Genomic DNA, 19,218 nt, shown 5'->3' on the forward strand with positions numbered 1-19,218 from the left:
TAGCATCAGAATGCCGCCTATGCCGCACAGCGATCCTAGATCAGGCAAATACCCATCAAGTTCGGACGACGTTGCCGATTACGAAGACGTGCGACGGGCCCTTGCGAGATTCACTCCCGCCAAGGCGCACACCGCCAACGTGTTCATAGAACGACGTAGCCTCGTCACCGCGCGTTTCGCCGATGGCAAGGTGAACGACATGACGGTGGGCCGACAGATCGGATCGTGCGCTCGCTGGATATCGCCGTCCGAGTCCGGGTATCGCGCCTTGGACAGCGCGGATCCCGAGGTCATCGCCGTACTCCTGGACGGCCGTCCCGCCGACGCGAGGCCGCGGTCCGTCACCGGATCGGGCACCTCGGGGGCGGACTCGACCGAGGAGAGCCTGGTCCCTATCACCGGTGAGTTGGACGGCCTCCTGGGCGCGATCGACAAGGCGGCCCGCGGCCATGACTCCCGAGTGCGGCAGGTCCTGATCGACGCCGAATGGCACCGACAGTCGGTGGTCACCGTCCGGCGCGAGAGCATCGCCGCCGAACAGCGCCACCTGCGCTACTTGACGATCCGCGTGGTGGCCGAAGAGGGCGACCGGATCGTCACCGGCTTCTACACCCCGGCGACCTCGGACCCTGACGAACTCCTCGACGCCGACGAGATCGGCGTCGAGACCGCACGCCGGGCAGTGACCTCGCTGTCGGGACGCCCGGTTCCGATGAGCCGCATGCCTGTCGTCGTCGGCCCCGGCCGCGGAACGGTCCTGATCCACGAGGCGTGCTGTCACCCGCTGGAAGGCGATGAGATCACACGCGGCTCCGTCTATGCGGGTCGGATCGGGGAACGTGTCGCCACATCCGGTGTCACCATCGTCGACGACCCGCTGGTGCGGGGAGGGGCCGGTTCCTACGCCCACGACGACGAAGGCACTGCGGCGAGCCCGACCGTGATGGTGGACGACGGGATGCTCGCGTCGTACCTGACCGACTGCGACACCGCCGCGAGACTCGCCGTCGCGAGCTCCGGTAACGGGCGACGGGAAAGCTTCCGGGACGTACCGATTCCACGGATGAGCAACACCTGCGTCCGGCCGGGGCCATTGTCCCCTGAGGAGATCATCGCCGACACCGAGTACGGGCTGTACGCGCAGCACGTCGGGGGTGGTGAGGTCATCGAGTCGACCGGCGACTTCGTGTTCCGGGTGCACAGCGGCTTCCTCATCGAGAACGGCCGGCTTACGGATCCGATCCAGGAGACGACAGTCCAGGGAAACGGTGTCGAGGTACTGCGCGCGATCGACGCGGTCGGGCGCGATGTGAAGCTCGGGGCGGCCAAGTGCGGCAAGTTCAATCAACTCGTGCCGGTCGGTGTCCAGGGCCCGACGCTGCGCATCGAATCGTTACTGGTGGGGGGGACGGACTGATGCTGATCGACAAGCTGGCGTCGAGCTACCTGGCCGAATGCAGCCGCCGCGGAATCGACGGCGAGATCCGGGTGATCGAGGAGAGCCGCGAGGAACTGGTCACCCGAAACGGGCTCATCGATTCCAAGGGGCGAGCGGACGAGACCGTGATCGGCTTGACCGTCGCCGCGGGTGGGCACAAGGCGGTGCTTGCGGCCGGTGTCGAGGCTGACGTCGCGACGGTCGTGGCAGAAGGCCACGCCCTGGTGACCAGGCCCGGACGAGGGGTGGACGCACCTGGCGGTGGCGAACCGCCCGTCGCCGCGGCCCGTACGGTGGTGACTCTCTCCGGCCGCGAGACCCTCAGCCTGGATGCGGTCCTGGAAGATCTCGTTGACGCCTCGGCGGCTCTGCCGGATGCGAGGGAGTGTGAGGTGCGCGCCGTGCAAGTGCGCCGCACCGTCCACCATTTCACCCCGCACGTTGCACAGTCTTTCCCGACCACCCACGGTTCCCTCGTCCTGCGCGCGACCATGGTCGGCTCTGACGGGCGCGTCTCACATGTTGACCGGTCGGAATCGGGCCCCGACGTAAGCTGGTTGCTGCGGCGGTTCGAGGATCGGATGCTGCGGGACGCCCACCGTCAACTGTCGGCGCCGGAGCTGGCGGCCGAGGCGGCCCTGCCCAGCCGAGTGGTCCTGGCCGGCAGTGTCGCGGCGCAGCTCGTGTGCCTGCTCAGCGAGGCGCTCTCAGCCGAAGCCGTCGAGCAGGGTAGCAGCAGACTCGCGAGCCGGCTCGGCGCGTCCATCGGCGACGAGCTCGTCACGGTCGTCGACGACCCCTTGCTCGGGGACGGCCCGCGCCTGCTTCCATTCGACGACGAAGGTGTCCGGGCGGCCGAACGGGTGTTGATCGATGCGGGCCGACTGCGCGGCTTCCTCGGCTCGCGCGACTACTCATCTGGAGTCACCGGAAGCGCGCTCGGCAATGCGCGTCGCCCGGACGTGATGTCGCCGCCTCGCCCGGGAGGGAGCAACCTGTACATCCGACCGGGAACCAGGGAACTTTCCCTCGACGAGCCCACCGTACGGATCACTCAAACCCACGGCATGCATCTGTCCAACGGGATCACCGGCGAGTTCTCCACGGGCGCGACCGCGACGGTCCATACGGATGGGCAGGTCCATCAGGTCTCCGGGCTGAGCGTCACCGGCAATGTGTTGGATCTTCTGCGCAATGTCCGCGGCATCGGCGGGGTGCCGTCCTGGTGTGACGATGGAGAGTCCTCGTTCGGCGCACCAGACCTGCTGGTGACCGGCCTGGTGGTCGGGAGATGAAGGCGGCGGGACCCACGGCGGTGTTGCTCGTCGACCCTGTGATCACAGGGCTGCCGTTCAAGCGGGTGTGCCGGGCACGCGGACACGCGGTCGTGTCGCTCTACACCATCAGCCCGTCCGTGCTGGCGGAAATCGCCCCCGATCACGCCGAGGGCAACGACGTCACCTTGTACGCCGCCGATCCGGACGAGGCGTACGCACTGGTGACGGCCGTCCCGATGGAGATCAGAGCAGTCGTCCCGGCCACAGAGCCCGCCGTCCACGTTGCGGACGTGCTCGCCGCCAAGCTCGGTCTGCCCGGTAACGATCCGGCGACCGCGTCGGCTCGTCGAAACAAGACCGCGATGCGGCGGCTCGCGGTCTCCGGCGGTGTACCGGTACCCGACTTTCTGGTGGTCACCGACCTCTCGGAGGTGCCGGACGCTGCAACGGAGATCGGCTACCCGCTGATTCTCAAACCTGCCACCGGCGCGTCCGCACGCGACGTGCGGCTCGTTCCGACCGTCGGCGATCTGCCCGACGCCATCGCGGCGTCCGCATCTCGAGATTTGTTCGGGGCGCCGATCCAGGAGTGGCTGGTGGAACGTTATGTCCGCGGCCGCGAGTTCGCAGTGAACGCGTTCTCCCTGAACGGCCGGCACGAGGTGATCGACATCTGGGAGTACCGGCAGCCCTGGGACGCCGATTACGACCAGCCCTACTGGGATCTCATCCAGTTACCCCACGCGGACCCGGCGTGGGGCCCCGCAGCCGACCTCGCCGTCCGTGTGCTGGAGGTGTTCGGAATGCGGAACGGGCCAAGTCACACCGAGGTCAAGGGAAATGCGAGCGGCCTGTTCATGATGGAAATCGGGGGTCGGCTGCCTGGTGCGAAGATGGCAGACCACTGGGAGCGGCACGCCTCCTTCCAGCCCTTCGAGGCGACCCTCGACGCCTATCTCGGAATGCCGCGAGACCGGCTCGATCCGCGTTTCGACGCGGTCCTCGGCATCTGCTGCCTGCGCAACGACGGCCCGGCCGGAAGGCTCCACGCCGTCCATGGCCTGGACGGGCTGCGCGAGTTACGCGGAGTGGACGAGATCCAGCTCCGCTACGTCCCGGGAGAGCGGGTGCCGCGCACCTGCGACCTCGACACCGTGGTCGCCAAGGTCCTCGTCTCGGGACCCGATCACGCCTCTGTCACCGATCTGATGACGACCGTCCGGCAAAAAGTGGAAATGGAGATCGAGTAGATGGTGAACCTTCTCCCCGGCAAGACCCTGATGAAGTTCGATGAGCAGTTCCCGGTCTACAACTGGCTCTACCCGATGAAGGGCCAAGACCTTGACGTCACCTCTTACAAGAAGCTGTTCGACGACCTGGACGTCTCCGGCATCCGGGGGCGCGCACTGTACTTCCACATCCCGTTCTGCCAGACCATCTGCTCGTTCTGCACACTCAACCGTGGCCTGGGGAACGAGGGTGACGAGGCAATCGAACTGTACGTCCAGGCGCTGATCAGGGAGATTCAGATCAAGAGCCAGTACGCCTCGGTCACCTCGCTGCCGATCACGGCGATCTTCTTCGGCGGCGGGACACCGAGTATCCTCACCGCTGACCAGATCCGCCGGATCGGCCGCGCCATTCACGACCACTTCGATCTGTCGGTGATGGAGGAGTTCACCTTCGAGATGGAGGTGAAGAGCCTCTCCGAGGAGAAGGTCGCCGCGATGCGCGATATCGGACTGAACAAGGCGCGGTTCGGCTTACAGACGTTCGACCCCCAGTATCGGGAGTTATTCAACATCACGGCGACACTGGAACAGACGTACGCCGCGGCCGAACTACTGCGCCGCTCCTTCGACTACACCAGCTTCGACATCATCTACGGACTGCACGGACAGACGATCGAGCGCTTCGCGAGCGACGTCCAACAGGCTGTCGACATGGGCACCGAGACGATCGAGTTCTATCCGATCACAAACCTCGTCACGCAGGCGTCCCTACACCACGGGTACGTCAGGGCCGGCCTTCAGCCGCTCAGCTTCATGCAGAAGATGTCGATGAGTATGTTCCTCGATCGGTATATGCGCGCGTCCGGGTTCCAGCAGCACAACGGACACGGCTTCCTGCGGCTGCCGGAGGGCGCGACCCCGGACGCCGACAACTTCATCACCCGCCGATACACCAACGTCTACAACAAGTTCTTCTGGGCGTACCACGACGTGGACCTGATGGGGTTCGGTAACTCTGCCGTGTCGCAGAGCGGCGAGTACACCATCATGAACGACGAAAATCGCGCCACCTACACGCGCCGGCTCCTCGACGACGACGACTTCAAGATTAATGTGACCGTAGCGGACGGCGTCCCGTACGAAAAGGGCATAGTGTTCCACTTGCCGTACTTCGGCTGGCTGGACAAGTCGAGGATCGAATGGGACAAGGTGCCGACGGAAATCCTAGGGCGGCTCAACCGACTCATCGACGAGGAACTCATCGTTGAGGATGCCACCGAATACCGGATCACCGAGCTCGGCTGGTACTGGTATGTCAATATGATGTACTACCTGTCCCCCGAGACCGACCAGCGCATTCTAGACGACTTCGTCGCTCTCAAGGGGCGAGTAAAAGGCATCACCGACGGTGACCGCCGCATGACCCTGCCTCTTGCGAACGCCTAACGAAGATCGGACGACGGCAGTGGACCGGATCATTGTTCTCAACAGGATCCCGGCAGCGGTGACACCACTTGGCGAATGGTTGGCGGAGGTCGCCGACCGGGTTCACCTTGTCACCGACGCCTCGGTCGCGGATAGCTATGTCGGGGCCCTCTCCGAGATCACCGTGGTGCAGGACTACTCGCACTGGCCTGGCATGGACGCGCTGCTTGATGAACTCTGCGCAGACGGTGGTGTCCGGCGAATCGTGCACATAACCGAGGAGGACGTGCTGCGCGCCGCATCCGCCCGAGACCGGCACGGGATCACGGGCCAGACCCACACGGAGGCGCTTCCCTACCGCGACAAGCTTCTGATGAAGCAGGCGGTCGCCCGTGCGGGCCTGCGGGTTCCCGCGTTCGCCGCGCCGGAGTCAGCGGAGCGTGCGGTGGAGTTCGCCGAGCAGCACGGTTGGCCGGTCGTGATCAAGCCCCGTCTGGGCTACGCGTCAAAGGACGTGCGCGTCGTGCACGACCCGAGCCGCCTTGTCGAGGAGTACGGTGCGCGCGATCCGCAAGACGTAATGGTCGAGGAGTTCGTTCCGGGCCAAGTTTTCCACGTCGACGGCTTGATGTCCGGCGCCTCGATCGTGTTCTCGTGTCCGTCCCGATATGTCAACGACTGCCTGGCGTTCCACGACAGTACCCCGCTGGGCAGCGCGCAACTCGACGGGGACGACCGCCTGGCACACGCCTTGGACTCGTTCGCCGCCCGCGTGGCGGCGGCGCTTCCGCCCACCGCGCCGACACCGTTCCACCTGGAGGTGATCGTCGACGACCGCACCGGTGACCTGGTGTTCTGTGAGGTCGCCTGCCGACTCGGCGGCGGGCACATGATGGAAACGCTCACCTTGCGCACCGGCACGAATCCGGCCCGCGCCTGGGTCCGCGCACAGGCGGGCCTGCCCGGGCCGGCCGACGGCGCATTCAGCCTGGACAAGAACCTGTACGGATGGGTGCTGATCCCACCGCGCCCCGGCGAACTTGTGGCCGTCGCTGAGCCAGACCTGCCCTCGTTCGTCCGTCACTTCTATGTCAAAACCGCAGTGCCACGGACATTCGGGGGCGCGGCCAACAGCGTGGACTCGGTCCTCGGATTCGTCGTGGAGGGCGCGGACAGCGCGGAAGTGGTCAAACGGATCGACGAGTGCGTAGCGCTCTCACGATCCATCCTCACCTGGCGCTGAACACGACTGATCATTCCCGCGTCGAGACCGGACGGTTGGCTCATCTCTACCCAGTGGACGATGAGCCAACGGTCTACTCCGGCACATTTGGAGGCCCCGTCTGCGCCTCGCGCAGGTACAGACGGGGCCCCGCTGCTCCACACGTCCCAGCCAGGTGTGGCAACCGGGGGCGCGATCGAGGAAGTAGCCGGGGGCATCTACGGGCACCGCCTCCTCCCTCCGGAGTGACCGCAGGACACCCACCCCTGTGGGCGAGGTGGTGGTGCCGTCCGGATGCGTCATGACCTGGTGGGTGATCAGGACGCCGTGCAGGTGACGATCACACCGGAGATGGGGTGTAGGCCGCGCGTGCGGCGATTGTGTGGAATGGTGACGGTTTGATGGCAGTCACGCAGCCATGCTTGCGGTACCCCCTACGGGATCCGCCGCAGACCGGCGCTCGTTCCCGCCCCACCCGGCGCCCGCCTAACCGTTGTGTCCCGCTTTCCGATGCCGTAATCGGATGGATGTTTGTTGGAGTGCCCCTGCCCGACTAGGGAGGGCCTCGGTGTTGCGTCCTACTCTGAGTTAAGCGGTTCCTCCTTGGGAGGGGCTCAGCGTGCTCAGGTGCAGGTGGACACGCTGTGGCCCGGACCGTCGTGCGATGCTGCGAGGCGTTACCGCGAGGTCACCTACTGAATCAGTCATTCGGCTTGCGAGGGCAGGTGGAGTGCGATGACCTGCAAGCATGCAGCGTTGGGCGGCGTTGAACGCCAGGCAGTTGTCGGTGTTGCAGCGCGTGGGGGATGACGCGGATGAGGTGAGTGCCAAGCGCTCTGAGCTGGGGACGACCGTTTACGCACTGCAGAATCGCGGATTGGTGAAGACATCTCGGCGCGACGGCGCCTGGTGTGTCGAGATCACCGAGGCCGGGACGTTCTATCTCCAGCATGGCCATCACCCGGATCGCCCAGATCCGAACGACCGGGTCGCCGTCGTGCCGAAGCGTGGTCCTGCGATGGACGCTGCCGCTGACCTGATCGCTGAGCTTGACCGGGTCGAAGGCGGGACGATCCGCATCGAGCAACCGGACGATGAGACACGTGCTCGCTATCGGAAGGCGATCAACGCGGCTAAGCGACGAGGACTGGTGCCGGAGGGTAAACAGCTCTTTCACACGGGAAGGGACGTAGGGCCCCTGATCATCAAGCTGAGCGAAGAGGGGCCGACGGCCGCGACCGACTGGAACCGCATCCGGTTGCGTGCCCGCGACGAGGCCACCGGGAGCGCCCTGCTCGAACTGCTCAGGCGGGATCACCAACTCCTCAAAGTCGGCGACGCGGCCCGAGACCGTGCCGTCGATCTCGTGAAGGTTCTCGCCCGGCGGGCAGAACGTCGTGGACACGCGATGGCGGTCTCCCGGAAGAGCCGGCAGTTGTCTCTACAGGTTCGTGAGCACTCATTCGTCATCAAGATCTCCGAGGACGTGGACGAGGTCCCGCGGCGCCTGCCGGCCAGCGACCCTCGACTGCGCCACGCCTACGACTGGCAACGGATCAAGCCCCCTGAGTACGACTCGGTTCCGTCCGGACGTCTGCGCATCGAGCTGTCACCGCGTACCCCCGAAGCCCGGGAGTGGGTGGATCACGGCAGAGCCAAGGTCGAAAAGAAGCTCACCGAGGTCATAGACGAAGCCGAGCGGCAGGCCGAACAGGCTGATGTGCAGGCACGTGAGCGGGCGCGTCAGCACCAGGAATGGCTCGTCGAGCAACGGAAGCGGCAGGCGGACGAGGAGCGCAGGCAGACGAAAGCCAAAGCCGATTGGGAAGCGGCAATGGACCATGCCCGCGAGCTCGCGACCGAGGAACTGCGCCGGAAGAACTTCGGTGACGCGCTGTGGGGGTGGCTGTGCGCCCGACAGATCCGTGAATTCTGCGACGAGGTCGACCACGCTGCCGCAGCTGGCGACATGCCGGACGCGGCCAGGGAATGGGTGAGCTGGGCAAGGGCACAAGCGGACCGGCTCGATCCGACTCTCGATCTGCTGGCCTTCGCTACGCGCTTTTATCCTGACCCAGGCCCGGACGACCTGCGTGCCTACCTGGGGGATTGGAGCCCCTTCGGCCCCAGGAAAGAGTACCGGCCTCCTCGCAGCGAGCCCGCCGGTCGTCCTACTTCTTCTTACGCCTCCGAAGTACCAACCTGGATACTGGCACGCCAAGGTCGCTTTCCATGGTGGCGGCGATAGTGGTCTGCCCGCATTGACGCAGTTCGGCGATGGCGCGCTCGACGAGCAGCCCGAGGCGGCGTACTTCCTCCCGTAGGGCTTCCAGTTCGTCCAGCCGCTCGATGACCTCCTTACCGCACCATTCCCGCACGATGTTCACGGCCATGAGCTGCTTCGCGTGCCGTTCCTTCAGATGCTCCGGCGGTACCCAGCGCTTCTCGCGTTCGCGTCCGACCGTGTACGTCCTGCCGTGAACCGACTCCAGCTCAATCCGCTCCTCCTTCTCGATGACCTGCTGCATCACGGCTTCGCCGTTGAGCTCTGCGACACGTCTAGCGATCTTCACGGCGAGCGACCAGGGTCCAACGAACAGACCGTCCTCCTCAGTAAAGGCGAGGGGCTCCTGTCGTAGCTCATCGGGATTCATGTCCAGGCGCGCACATACGGCCGACAGGTCCGAGATCAGAACCGTGCACAACTCATTCTGTGAGAGCCCGAGCTCAACCCCATCGATGAACTCATCCCTCACAAGTGATGACACGGCATCGTACTGGGGAGTCTCATAGGCATGCGCGGATACGCTCACGACTGCGTCCCACCGGCGCTCCCGGTCCAGCCAAGCTCCGCGATCGTCCCACCAAACGATTAAACGCCCTCGCGAAACCCACGCCTCGCGTCCATCGCGATCAAGGAAGCGAATCAAACATTTGTTCCCCTTTGAAGCTGGCTCCAGGTACTCGACCCGCTCAAAGGGACAATCCGAACTATGCGGCCGTTCCCGGTAGGCCCAGACTTGTCCTGCGTCCATACCTCACATTAAAATTCCCTGCACCTCGTACAGGTGAGTCCTTTAGAAAAATCGTTGGGTCGTTGTGCGAGTCTCGTCAGACGATCGTCCATCACAGAGCCGCGGCGATCGCCGTTGCCATGCCGTGGACTGATTCGAGCCGCTCGCGCGAGAAGGCGCTCTAGAAAACAGGCAGCGTTGCCTTCCAAAGGCTCCGTCTGCATCTGTGGACAAAGCTCACTGGTGGTGTTGCGCGGCCGAGACGCGGGAGTTCTAATTAGAGCGGTTCCCATCGACCATCGACTGTGCGAACCATCCCCGGGGCCTGCGGGGCCGACGCCGGACACCAGCCGATCGTGATCTACAGCTCGGAACTAGTCCCGCGGATACGGGACCGACGAAGTCAATCTGTACTAGATCAGCTCCGTCCTGGAACCATCCCGCAGGCGCGGGGCCGAGGGCCGCTCTCCGACATGGCCTTCGCCGGCAGCGAACCATCCCGTTGGCCGCGCAAGATTTCCTGGCCGGTACTGGAACGCTGGGGCAATTCGACGATGTTCGCTTGTATGGTGCGTAGTCGGTGATTAGCAATCGGTGAGAGGGCCGGACTTTCCGGCAGGTCCAAGGGGGTGGTTGCTGTCAGTCCTCCACCAACCTCGGGCCAGACGGCCGTGCGAGTCCTGTTCATCCTGGACCGACTGGGCGAGGCATGTATCCACTGGCCGCAGGCGCCCAGCACGGCTGTTCGAGCGATTCAGTCCCAGCGCAAGCTGCAGAAGCTGGACTTCCTGATACGGAACCCCGACTATCTCGCGGACCTGATCATCTCAAGGTGGCAGGATGGTTGCCTGCCACCGGAGCGGCTACTCGATGCCCGGGCGGTGTTCAAGGAACGCGAGCCGGAGCTGCACACTTACCGGATGCTCCGAAATGACCACGGAGCCTATGAAGCGCTGGACAACGCCCTCAGCATGCTGCGCCATCTGGGGCTCATCGCGGTAAGGCGCGCAGGAAGCGTCTCTGACGAACGCGTCCGGCGCAGGGACTACTTCCTCCTCCAGACTGGAGCGGACCAAGCCCAGCGGCTCCGCGAGGACGAAGAAGTCCTTGCCTGGTACGACCAGCAGACCGCCTACGTGGCGGCCGCAGTCACGGGTATGACCGGAGCCCAGCTGAAGCAACAACAGTACGGGCAGCCCGAATACGCCGCTACCCCCGTACACCAGATGATCGGCGGCATCACCGAGCGGGTCCGCGAACGCCTGGACGCGGCACTGGCCCAGGAGGGATTGGCATGAGCACACAGAGCGATGCCCTGGGGCCGGTCGAGGCGTGGTTGGAAGAGATCGTCAAGGCGACCGGCCAAGAGATGGACGTGGTCAAGGCGGTCCTCGCCGAGCACGGCGTGCGTCCGCAGACCGCGCTCCCGAGGCCACACTCGCTGCGGGTGACCGAAATGGAGTTCGAAGGTGTGCGCCCCGCACCGGCCGGTGAACACGGCGGCGACGCTGGCGAAAAAGGCGATTCCTTCCACTTCCAGTGGAAACCCGGACCGGGCGTCTGGTGTCTGGCCTCCTCGGGCAAGAACGAGGCTGGCAAGTCCAGCGTGCTGGAGATCGTCCTGTGGTGCCTGCGCGGCCGCAGCGGGCTTCACCGCGACGTGCAAAGCTGGCTGCGCCGGGTGCGCACCGAGTTCGTCCTCGACGACGCGGCCCTTATCGTCGAGATGACCATCAGCAACAGCAAGCCGACGGGAACCGTAGTTTCGAAGGGCACCGGAGCACCGCTGTTCTCCTTCGACAACGCCGCCACGTTCGAAGAGCTGATGGATGCCTTCATGTTGGAGCGCCTCGGCCTGGAACCGCTGCGCACCCAGCAGAAGCGACCCGATGGAGTTGAAGGACCGCCACTGACCGGCGAGTTGTCCTGGCCGGCGTACGCCAGTGCCCTCCACATCAACCGCTCCGGCCTGGGCCACCTGCTGGGCAACGAAGCCCGCAACGCCCTGCCGACCCGGCTTCTCGAACTTTTCCTCGGAGCACCATGGGCCGCCACGATGGTCTCCGCCGCAGTCGCGCAGAAACTCGTCGCGGCGCAACTGTCCGCGGCCAAGGCTCGTGCCCAAGCCGAGGCGGCCGAACGCCGCAGCAAGATCGACGAACTCGACCGCAGCCTGAAACGGGCCCAACATCAGTTGGACGCCCTACCGGACCTCGGCCAGAACGCCACTGACCTGAACGTCTCGTACCAGGCCTTCGCCGAGGCGACCGAAGCGGCCGGCACCGTACAATGCGAGCTCGCCGAAGCACGCAAGCAGCACGACGAACTCGAGCAACAGCGCCAGGCCCTTGCCGCAATGGTCCACGCTGGACGCGAAGCGGCCCTCGCCAAGGCCTTCTTCCACATCCTGAAACCGACGGTGTGCCCCCGCTGCGACGCGCAAGTCACCCAGGCCCAATGGGCCCGGGAAGACGAAGGTCACTGCTCCCTCTGCACCTCGGAACTCCACCCAGCCACCACGCAGTACGACGGCATCCCGGCCGACGAAGAAAGCTTCGACGACGTCAACGACGACCAGGAACTGCGTCAGACACTCACTCAGGTCCAGCAGGCCGTCGAGACGGCGGCAACGGTACTGGCTGGCAAACAGGTCGTAGCCGCCGACGCGGCGGCCGCGCTCGGCCAGGCCCAGAGCGCGCTCCAAGATGCGCTGGCCCGCCCGGCAGCGGGCGACCGCCGAGCAGCCGAGCTTGAGATCGCCCGGCTGAGGGGCGCCCTCGACGAACGTCGAGGCCGATTCGACGACCTCGGCGATCCAGCCGGTCTCGCCCCGCTCCAACGAGACCAGGACATCCTCAAGGCCGCCGAGAAAGCCGCCCACACCCGGCGCACGCAGGCACTCAAGGGGGTCCTTCAAGCCGTCCAGGCCGACATCGTCACGATGGGACGCCAGCTGGGTCTGGAGATGCTCGAGGCTGTCGAACTCGGCACCAGCGCCACCCTGAAGGTCTGGAAGGGCGGTCAGCACCAGCCCCACGGCAGCCTCACCGAGGGTGAGCAGCTTCGCCTGAAGATCGTCACCATAACCGCCCTCCTGCGGCACGGCATCCGCACCGGCGTTGGCAGACACCCAGGGCTGCTCATCATCGACTCGCCCGGAGCCGAAGAGGTCGACCGTGGAGACCTGGAACTCATGCTGCAAGGGCTCGTCCAGCTCACCGAAATGGCGCCACAGCTCCAGGTCATCATCGCCACCGCCCGCGGCCAGGAAGTGGCCTCGGTCATCCCGGCGGACCAGCTGCGCCTTGCCCCGGCAGGGGAACGCCTGTGGTGATCCACCCATTCCGGAAGGTTCTCTGGTCATCGACGAGGCCTTCTACGCTCCACAGGTCGCCGAGCGCAGTGAGGAGATGGTGACCGGTGTCTCCTGGTGCTCCCGATCCACTGCAACCGCTTGTAAACGCCCACCGTGCCGGTGCCCCCACACCGTCCCTTACCGACCTTGGCGGACTCGGCCACCTCCTGCAGGACACCGTAAGCTTGCTCGACCACGACGAACTGCCCCTGCTCGTAGCCCTAATGTGCGCCGACCACACAGCCATCCAGGACGACCAGGCCCGCGCCTTCCTCCTCACCGCCGCCGAGGCCCGGCAGGACCCGCTCCGCCTAGAGGACGTCATCACCTCGCTCCTCGCATGCCCCGAAGTCGTCCACGAACTTGGTAACGACCTGGCCGACGTCTGGCTGGACGCTAGCCGCAGCCACACCGACCTTATCGGCGGCATCGCCCTGGAAGGCGCCGCCCGCATCGTCCTGTCCGGCGCCGCCGTCGAATACGGACTCCTAGACCGGCTACGCCGCCTGAACCGGCAACAGGAACTCGCCCAGATCGACGACGGCTACGCCCTGCGCACCGTCAGAGTCGCCGGCGCCGTCGCCGAGCACTTCGATTCGCCCGACCCCGCTCGGCTTCTGAACCAGCTGCTCGAACGCGACGACGTCGCCGAGGACGCCGCCTTCGAACTCGGCATGCTAACCATGCGCAAAGCACTGCACACCGACGACCCCGACCACGCCCGTCCCCTCCTCCTGGAAGCCCGCCAACGCCTCAGCGACGCCCACCAAGACGAAGAACGCCCCGACGCCACAGCCTTCGGCGCCGCCATCGATGCGATCCTCGCTTACTCCGCTGGCGCTCCTGTGCCCGACTCCGTCAGAACCCAGCTCGACGAAGCCGTCCCGGAACTGCGCCTCAACCTCCTGGGCCTGCCGCCCGGCTGGCGCACCCCTCGGCTGGACACCCTCACCGCCTGGCAACGCCTCCTCGATACCCTTACCCGGGCAACGGACGCGGATCGCCCCGGCGCCTGGCTCTACGCCGCCGCCGTGATCAGTGATCTTGTGGACGTCTACACAGCCCACCGCACGCTCGACCTATTTGCCCCCTCCCAGGCCCGCCTGGCCACCGCTCAGCCGGGATCCGCGGCACCAGCGACCGCGTACGGCCTGCACGCACTCCTCGCCCCTCGAGTAGAGGCCACCCTCCTCGCACACGAGGGCGGTCTCGCCCTTCTGGACGAATGGCTCGAAGAGCTAGCCGAAGATTCCGGCGGCGACCAAGACCCGACCACGTCCATCGTCCGGGAACAGGCAGCCCGACTCCGCCGGTTGCTGGACACCGGAGGCGGTTCCCCATCCCCAAAAACTAACCGCCCGGCGTCATCCCTCGCCGGGCTCGGGCTCTCCGCGACAGACACCGAGCACCTGCAGAACCTGCTGGCTGGCACCCCCGAATTGAGCGACCGGATCGCCGCGATGCTCGCCGCCCGAAATGCCGCCCAGCCGGTCGACGAGGTGCCCATCATTGCCACTGTGTTCCGCGACACCCACGACCAACTGAAGGAACAGTGTCCGGACGGGTACATCGGCCAATTCGCCGCCGACGTGGATCGCATGCTCCTGCACCTGCTCCGATTCGTAGAGCTGCGGCTGTCCGAGACGCAGAAATACGGCGGACAGGCACGGGCCTACCTCCGCCAGCTCAAGAAGAACGAGGACAAACCGCGGGAAGCCGAACTCGGCCGCGACCTGCGGGACTTCCTCCGCGGCCAGGGCCTGCGGGTACGGATGGAGGAAACTAATGTCGGCGGTGGACGCGTGGACATCGCCTGGCAGCCGCACACCGAGCTCATCACTCTTGAACTCAAACGAGACTGGGCCGATTCCTCGTGGGATGCGTACGCAACCGCCTACGGGCCCCAGGCGATCTCATATCAGGTCGCCGGCCCGCCTGTGAACTTCCTCGTCGTCCTGGATCTCGCCCCGAAGCCACAGGGCCTCGCGGCCATCCCTGCGTGTATCGAGGTCCGCACCCTGCCCGGCCCTGCCGGCGACCCCCGCCCCCGCACCCTCATCATGGTCCGAGTCCAGGGCAACAAACGAGACCCAAGCGACGTATAGCCTGCAGCATCTCGACTCGGTTTCCAGCCCGGTCCCTACTTGGATCCCGCTCCCGCAGACATCCAGGAGTTCGGGCGGGGCTCTTATGTTGGGACTGAAGTCCAGTGGGCTTGTGCTTCATGTGGCCAGCAGACGAGCACGATCGCCCCTCATGAACGCCGTTTCGCGCACCGTGCACATCGGAAGGGCGACCGGCCACACGGTGCGCTCCGCCGGACGGCACGGTCTTGCATATGGAGTACGCGCGAGTTTCTGTGAGCCCTCTTGAGGCGAGCTGCCGCTCAGAAGAGGTTCTCTGGGCCAACAGTGCCCCTGCCGAAACCTGCATATGTGCGGGTGAAAGCTACGGTCGCCGACGCCGGCACACGCGGCATGACGGCTCAGTCAACCCCGCCGGAAGCGGGCGTGGCGACGCTGTAGCCCGGAATGATGATCTGCCGTGTTGTTGCGACTAGCTACTTGACGGTGTCGAACACGTCCGAGGTGCTTCATTACCTCCCGATGAGCGACCGGGACAAGGACGCGGAAATCTTGGCCATCCCGAAGCCACCCTGCGCCCGCTACTGCGGTGCGGAATAACCTACGTGACGACCGCGAACGCCTACACGAGCCCTGAGCAGATCACGACTGCGTATTCGAACCTGCGAGTGCACCGAGACTAGCAGCAGGCTGAGGCCGCCGCGTACGTGGACCGGTACCGCGACAGCCGGTATGTGTTCACCAACCTCGACGGCGACCCGATCTCCAAGGCGGCTCACGCACGTGTTCCAGGGCCTGCTAGCGGAGTACCGCTGCCGCAGGTGCGACTGCATGACCTGCGGCGCGCGTGGCGACACTGGCGCTGGCCGCCAACGTGGAATCGAAGTTGGTGCAGGACATGCTCGGGCATTCCAGCATGTTGCCGGAGGTGCGGGAGTTCGTGCGGCTGGTGATCGGCCAGTGGGGCATGACGATTTCGTGCCGTGCCTGGTGGCAAGCGAACTGGTCACTAACGCACTGTGACACGCGTCCCAGCAGAACGGCGACGTGACCCTGCGGCTCGACCGTACCGAGGACAAGGCGCTCTGGTTGGAGATTCAGGACGGCACGTCCGAGCTCCCGTACCTGCGGAACCCGGAACTTATCAGCGAGGTCGGCCGCGGCCTGATGCTCGTGGCCTACCTCTCCCGCAGCTGGGGTGTCCGCCACCTCGGAGACAACGCGGGCAAGGTCGTCTTCGCCATCCTCCATCCGTGAAGATCACGTGAAGGGGCGGTCGGAGGGGCCGTCCCTCCACGTCTTCACGCCCGTCTCCGACTCGTGCAGAGGTCCCTGGCTCGGTGGCGGGGTCAGCGTGGACGTGGAGAAGTTGCCAAGCGAGCCCGTCTCTACGCTCAGACGCTCTTCCCCGCCGGGAGTCCGAACCGTCGCTGCCTGCTCGGTTGACGAACCTCGCAAGCGCGGTGGATGGCGACGGCCCGGTGGAGGACGCCGAGGCGAAGTAGGGAGCTTCAGGACGGTCATCCACCCTGAACTAACTGACAGCCAGTGCCGCGTCCACCAGCCGCCGAGTTGACCAGCAACCGAAACCCGTGCTATGTGCTCAGCGGCAATGCCGGGCAGGTAATCGAAACCATCCCACATCAGGCGGCGGAGGCCCCACCGAAACTTATCGCTGTCCTTGCCGCCGAAGACGTATTACATGCGGAAGCGCCGGGTCAACATGATCTCGCCAGTCATCAAGGAGTTTCTATGCCCTCCAATGCGGGGCTACCTGCGAAACTCGGGTGGTACATGGCGTCAAACGTAATTCTCTTGTTTCCATGCCCTCAGATGTTGGCTCCTGTAGAACGTCGAGCTGTTCAACCTGCTGGTGGATAACCCGGCTCGTTCTATCCTCGGAGGCGGGCTTCCTGTGGAACCTCCACCAGGGCGCGCGTTGCCATGGAAGGGTTCTATGCTCTTAGAGGCGGGCTTTCCATGGAACGACGTCATCTGCCTGACGGCGGACGGACGCCTCGTTTCTATGCCCTCAAAGGCGGGGTTCCGGTGGAACTCTTCTGGGATTTCTGAGCTTGTGAGCTGCGGTGATGAAGATCGATGCGCGCACCACTACTGTCAAGGTCAAGGCTGCCTGGATTTGATCTTGCATCTGTTTGCCTTAGGGCGTTTGAGTGCAGATACATGGTTGCGTGCACCTCGCTTAACTGGGCTCTGTCAGGGGTGGTCTGGTTTTGGTGGCTTCCTTGGTCAGTGGTTGTCAGGCCAGCGGATTCGGCTCTCTACTTTACAGGGCGCGGACTTCGCGTGTTGGCGTCCGTTCCGGGCCCCTGGGGGCAAGCTCAGGACAGCGGCGTGGTGGCGCCGAGGCCGTGGGTGGTCCCGCGTCCCATACCGGCGAGTTCGGCGAAGGCACCGAGGGTCCCGAACATCTTGTGAATCGGGCGCTCGGCGCGTGCGGCGATTCTGAAGGCGACGTGGCCGGTAAAGCCCGAGTCGGTTCGGCCGTGCCAGGAGAACCGTTGGGTTTTGATCCGGTGCCAGGCCACCATCGTGGACTTGGCGAGTTCTTTGGTGATGTCGTCGTCGAGTGCCCTGTGGGGCCGGTAGGTCCGATAGCGGCGGGCCAGGCTCGCGAAGGTGACATAGGGGTCGGGGAGCGGGTAGTTGTGCCCGTTGTGCCGGAACAACGTGGGAGTCCACATCACGAATCGCAATTCGATCGTCGGTGGTGTGCTCTCGATCTGGTCATAGCCGTGCGTTGTCTCCAGGACATCGGCGACGGGAATGGTCTCATCCCCGACCTCGACGCGTTCCGGGATGTGCGGGGCGGGTGGCTTCCGGTCGTCCAGCCAGGTGAGGGTGATCTGACGTGGGTGGTCAGCGTGGGTGCGCACCGCGAAGGGTTTGTCGGCCGCGTCGTGTGCGCTGCCGGATTGTTCGAAGACCGCGCAGGCGATCGCGTGCAGCACGTCGAATCGCCAGGCCAGGGGGCGTTGTGGCTCAGCGGCCAGGTTCAGAATCCACTGGCGCGGCATGCGGCCTCCAAAGTGTCGATACAGCGGTGCCCACGGGCAATCCCAGACTGGTGAAACCGCTCGCAGGGCGCTCTTCGGTGGCCGGAACAGGCCGGTGGTCCTGCCCAAGGACCTTCGTAACATGGTTGCGGTTGCCTACGGCGGGGGTGCGATGGGGGAATTGCTGGCTCGGGTGTGCCGTGAGCAGGTCCTGCTATCGGCGTGGGAGTCGGTTCGTGAGTCCGCCTATGCCGATGGGGAGCCGGGTGCGGCCGTCGCGGCGTTCGAGAAACGCACCCTGCGTCACCTGGCCGACCTGACCGAACGGTTGGCCGCCGGACGGCACGAACCCGAGCCGATGGCGCGGATAACGATCGCCAAGCCCTCGGGTGGTACGCGCGAATTGGCGATCGGATCGGTTCCGGACCGGATAGTGGAACGCGCCGTCCTGAGCGTTGTCGACCCGCTGGTCGATCCGGTGCTGTCACCTTGGAGTTTCGCCTATCGGCGGGGGCTGGGCGTCAAGGACGCCATCCGGGCGCTGACCACGGCGCGGGACGCGGGTGCGACATACGTGGCGCGAACCGATGTGGACGACTGCTTCCCCTCTATCCCCCGGTGGCCGGTGCTGGAGCGGCTACGCCCGTTGATTCCCGACGTTGAGTTCGTCGGGCTGGTACAACGCCTGATCACACGGCCGATTATAGGTGAGAAGGGCAACCGTGGCGTGGGCCTGCATCAGGGAAGCTCACTGTCTCCGCTGCTGGCCAACCTGTACCTGGACGCCTTCGACCGGGCCGTGCTGGCCCTGGGCCACCAGGTTGTCCGTTACGGCGACGACATCGCGATTCCGGCGGTCGACCGACCCACCGCCGAACGGGCGCTGGAACTCGCTCACGCCGAGGCCCGCAAGCTGCGCCTCGGACTCAACGTTGAGGACAGCAGGGTCGTCTCCTTCGACGACGGTGTCGCTTTCCTGGGGCAGCGGATAATCACGACCACCGGTTGCGCTGCGGAGGCGCTCTCCCACCCGCAGCGCACCACCGTGTATGTGGCGACCGAGGACGCTCTGCTGCGGGTCAAGGGGCAAAGGCTTCGGGTGGAGAAGGGTGAGGAACTGCTGGCCAATGTCCACCTCAACCGCGTCCGATAGG

The 19,218-nt window shown here is 65.3% G+C and carries 14 protein-coding genes; 12 read left to right on the forward strand and 2 right to left on the reverse strand.

Annotated features, from left to right (window positions below):
- Nucleotides 1-19: 19 nt before the first annotated feature.
- The 6 genes from BZB76_RS31940 to BZB76_RS34405 all read left to right on the forward strand — a co-directional run bounded on the left by BZB76_RS31940 (nucleotide 20) and on the right by BZB76_RS34405 (nucleotide 8,842).
- On the forward strand, nucleotides 20-1,417 hold the full coding sequence (locus tag BZB76_RS31940) for a TldD/PmbA family protein (protein ID WP_170180858.1): 1,398 nt from the start codon (nucleotides 20-22) through the stop codon (nucleotides 1,415-1,417).
- Complete coding sequence (locus BZB76_RS31945) at nucleotides 1,417-2,733, forward strand: metallopeptidase TldD-related protein (protein WP_121438151.1); 1,317 nt, start codon at nucleotides 1,417-1,419, stop codon at nucleotides 2,731-2,733. Before BZB76_RS31940 ends, BZB76_RS31945 begins: the two co-directional genes overlap by 1 nt.
- Nucleotides 2,730-3,965: an ATP-grasp domain-containing protein gene (locus tag BZB76_RS31950; RefSeq protein WP_121438152.1), complete on the forward strand. Its 1,236-nt coding sequence runs from the start codon at nucleotides 2,730-2,732 to the stop codon at nucleotides 3,963-3,965. Before BZB76_RS31945 ends, BZB76_RS31950 begins: the two co-directional genes overlap by 4 nt.
- Complete coding sequence (locus BZB76_RS31955) at nucleotides 3,966-5,393, forward strand: coproporphyrinogen-III oxidase family protein (RefSeq protein WP_121438153.1); 1,428 nt, start codon at nucleotides 3,966-3,968, stop codon at nucleotides 5,391-5,393. It abuts the gene before it with no gap.
- Nucleotides 5,394-5,412: 19 nt separating this feature from the next.
- The gene (locus BZB76_RS31960; RefSeq protein WP_147449623.1) at nucleotides 5,413-6,615 is read left to right on the forward strand and encodes an ATP-grasp domain-containing protein; all 1,203 of its coding nucleotides are present in this window, start codon (nucleotides 5,413-5,415) and stop codon (nucleotides 6,613-6,615) included.
- A gap of 727 nt (nucleotides 6,616-7,342) precedes the next feature.
- Complete coding sequence (locus BZB76_RS34405; RefSeq protein ID WP_147449624.1) at nucleotides 7,343-8,842, forward strand: hypothetical protein; 1,500 nt, start codon at nucleotides 7,343-7,345, stop codon at nucleotides 8,840-8,842.
- On the opposite strand, the gene BZB76_RS31975 is transcribed toward BZB76_RS34405, so the two are convergent.
- Entirely contained in the window at nucleotides 8,766-9,407 is a 642-nt protein-coding gene (locus BZB76_RS31975) for a hypothetical protein (RefSeq protein ID WP_147449625.1), read from the reverse strand. The genes BZB76_RS34405 and BZB76_RS31975 overlap by 77 nt on opposite strands.
- An 872-nt stretch (nucleotides 9,408-10,279) precedes the next feature.
- On the opposite strand from BZB76_RS31975, the gene BZB76_RS31980 reads away from it, so the two are divergent.
- The 5 genes from BZB76_RS31980 to BZB76_RS32000 all read left to right on the forward strand — a co-directional run bounded on the left by BZB76_RS31980 (nucleotide 10,280) and on the right by BZB76_RS32000 (nucleotide 16,304).
- On the forward strand, nucleotides 10,280-10,906 hold the full coding sequence (locus BZB76_RS31980) for a hypothetical protein (protein ID WP_121438158.1): 627 nt from the start codon (nucleotides 10,280-10,282) through the stop codon (nucleotides 10,904-10,906).
- Nucleotides 10,903-12,942 carry a hypothetical protein gene (locus BZB76_RS31985; RefSeq protein WP_121438159.1) on the forward strand — a complete coding sequence of 680 codons (2,040 nt, stop codon included), beginning with the start codon at nucleotides 10,903-10,905 and terminating at the stop codon, nucleotides 12,940-12,942. Before BZB76_RS31980 ends, BZB76_RS31985 begins: the two co-directional genes overlap by 4 nt.
- A gap of 206 nt (nucleotides 12,943-13,148) precedes the next feature.
- Entirely contained in the window at nucleotides 13,149-15,068 is a 1,920-nt protein-coding gene (locus BZB76_RS31990) for a hypothetical protein (protein WP_121438160.1), read from the forward strand.
- Nucleotides 15,069-15,894: 826 nt separating this feature from the next.
- Nucleotides 15,895-16,098 (forward strand): hypothetical protein, encoded by a 204-nt coding sequence (locus BZB76_RS31995; protein WP_121438161.1) that lies wholly within the window; start codon nucleotides 15,895-15,897, stop codon nucleotides 16,096-16,098.
- Nucleotides 16,095-16,304: an ATP-binding protein gene (locus tag BZB76_RS32000; RefSeq protein ID WP_121438162.1), complete on the forward strand. Its 210-nt coding sequence runs from the start codon at nucleotides 16,095-16,097 to the stop codon at nucleotides 16,302-16,304. Before BZB76_RS31995 ends, BZB76_RS32000 begins: the two co-directional genes overlap by 4 nt.
- A gap of 1,085 nt (nucleotides 16,305-17,389) precedes the next feature.
- Here BZB76_RS32000 and cas6 read toward each other — a convergent pair.
- On the reverse strand, nucleotides 17,390-18,193 hold the full coding sequence (cas6, locus tag BZB76_RS32005) for a CRISPR system precrRNA processing endoribonuclease RAMP protein Cas6 (RefSeq protein WP_170180859.1): 804 nt from the start codon (nucleotides 18,191-18,193) through the stop codon (nucleotides 17,390-17,392).
- On the opposite strand from cas6, the gene BZB76_RS32010 reads away from it, so the two are divergent.
- Entirely contained in the window at nucleotides 18,180-19,217 is a 1,038-nt protein-coding gene (locus tag BZB76_RS32010) for a reverse transcriptase domain-containing protein (RefSeq protein WP_170180860.1), read from the forward strand. The two genes, cas6 and BZB76_RS32010, sit on opposite strands and share 14 nt — an antisense overlap.
- Nucleotide 19,218 lies beyond the last annotated feature (1 nt).

Source organism: Actinomadura pelletieri DSM 43383 (assembly GCF_003634705.1).
GTDB lineage: Bacteria > Actinomycetota > Actinomycetes > Streptosporangiales > Streptosporangiaceae > Spirillospora > Spirillospora pelletieri.

Coding starts and splice junctions, on each gene's coding strand:
- BZB76_RS31940 (WP_170180858.1), top strand. CDS start 20: ATGCCGCACAGCGATCCTAGATCAGGCAAATACCCATCAAGTTCGGAC.
- BZB76_RS31945 (WP_121438151.1), top strand. CDS start 1,417: ATGCTGATCGACAAGCTGGCGTCGAGCTACCTGGCCGAATGCAGCCGC.
- BZB76_RS31950 (WP_121438152.1), top strand. CDS start 2,730: ATGAAGGCGGCGGGACCCACGGCGGTGTTGCTCGTCGACCCTGTGATC.
- BZB76_RS31955 (WP_121438153.1), top strand. CDS start 3,966: ATGGTGAACCTTCTCCCCGGCAAGACCCTGATGAAGTTCGATGAGCAG.
- BZB76_RS34405 (WP_147449624.1), top strand. CDS start 7,343: ATGCAGCGTTGGGCGGCGTTGAACGCCAGGCAGTTGTCGGTGTTGCAG.
- BZB76_RS31985 (WP_121438159.1), top strand. CDS start 10,903: ATGAGCACACAGAGCGATGCCCTGGGGCCGGTCGAGGCGTGGTTGGAA.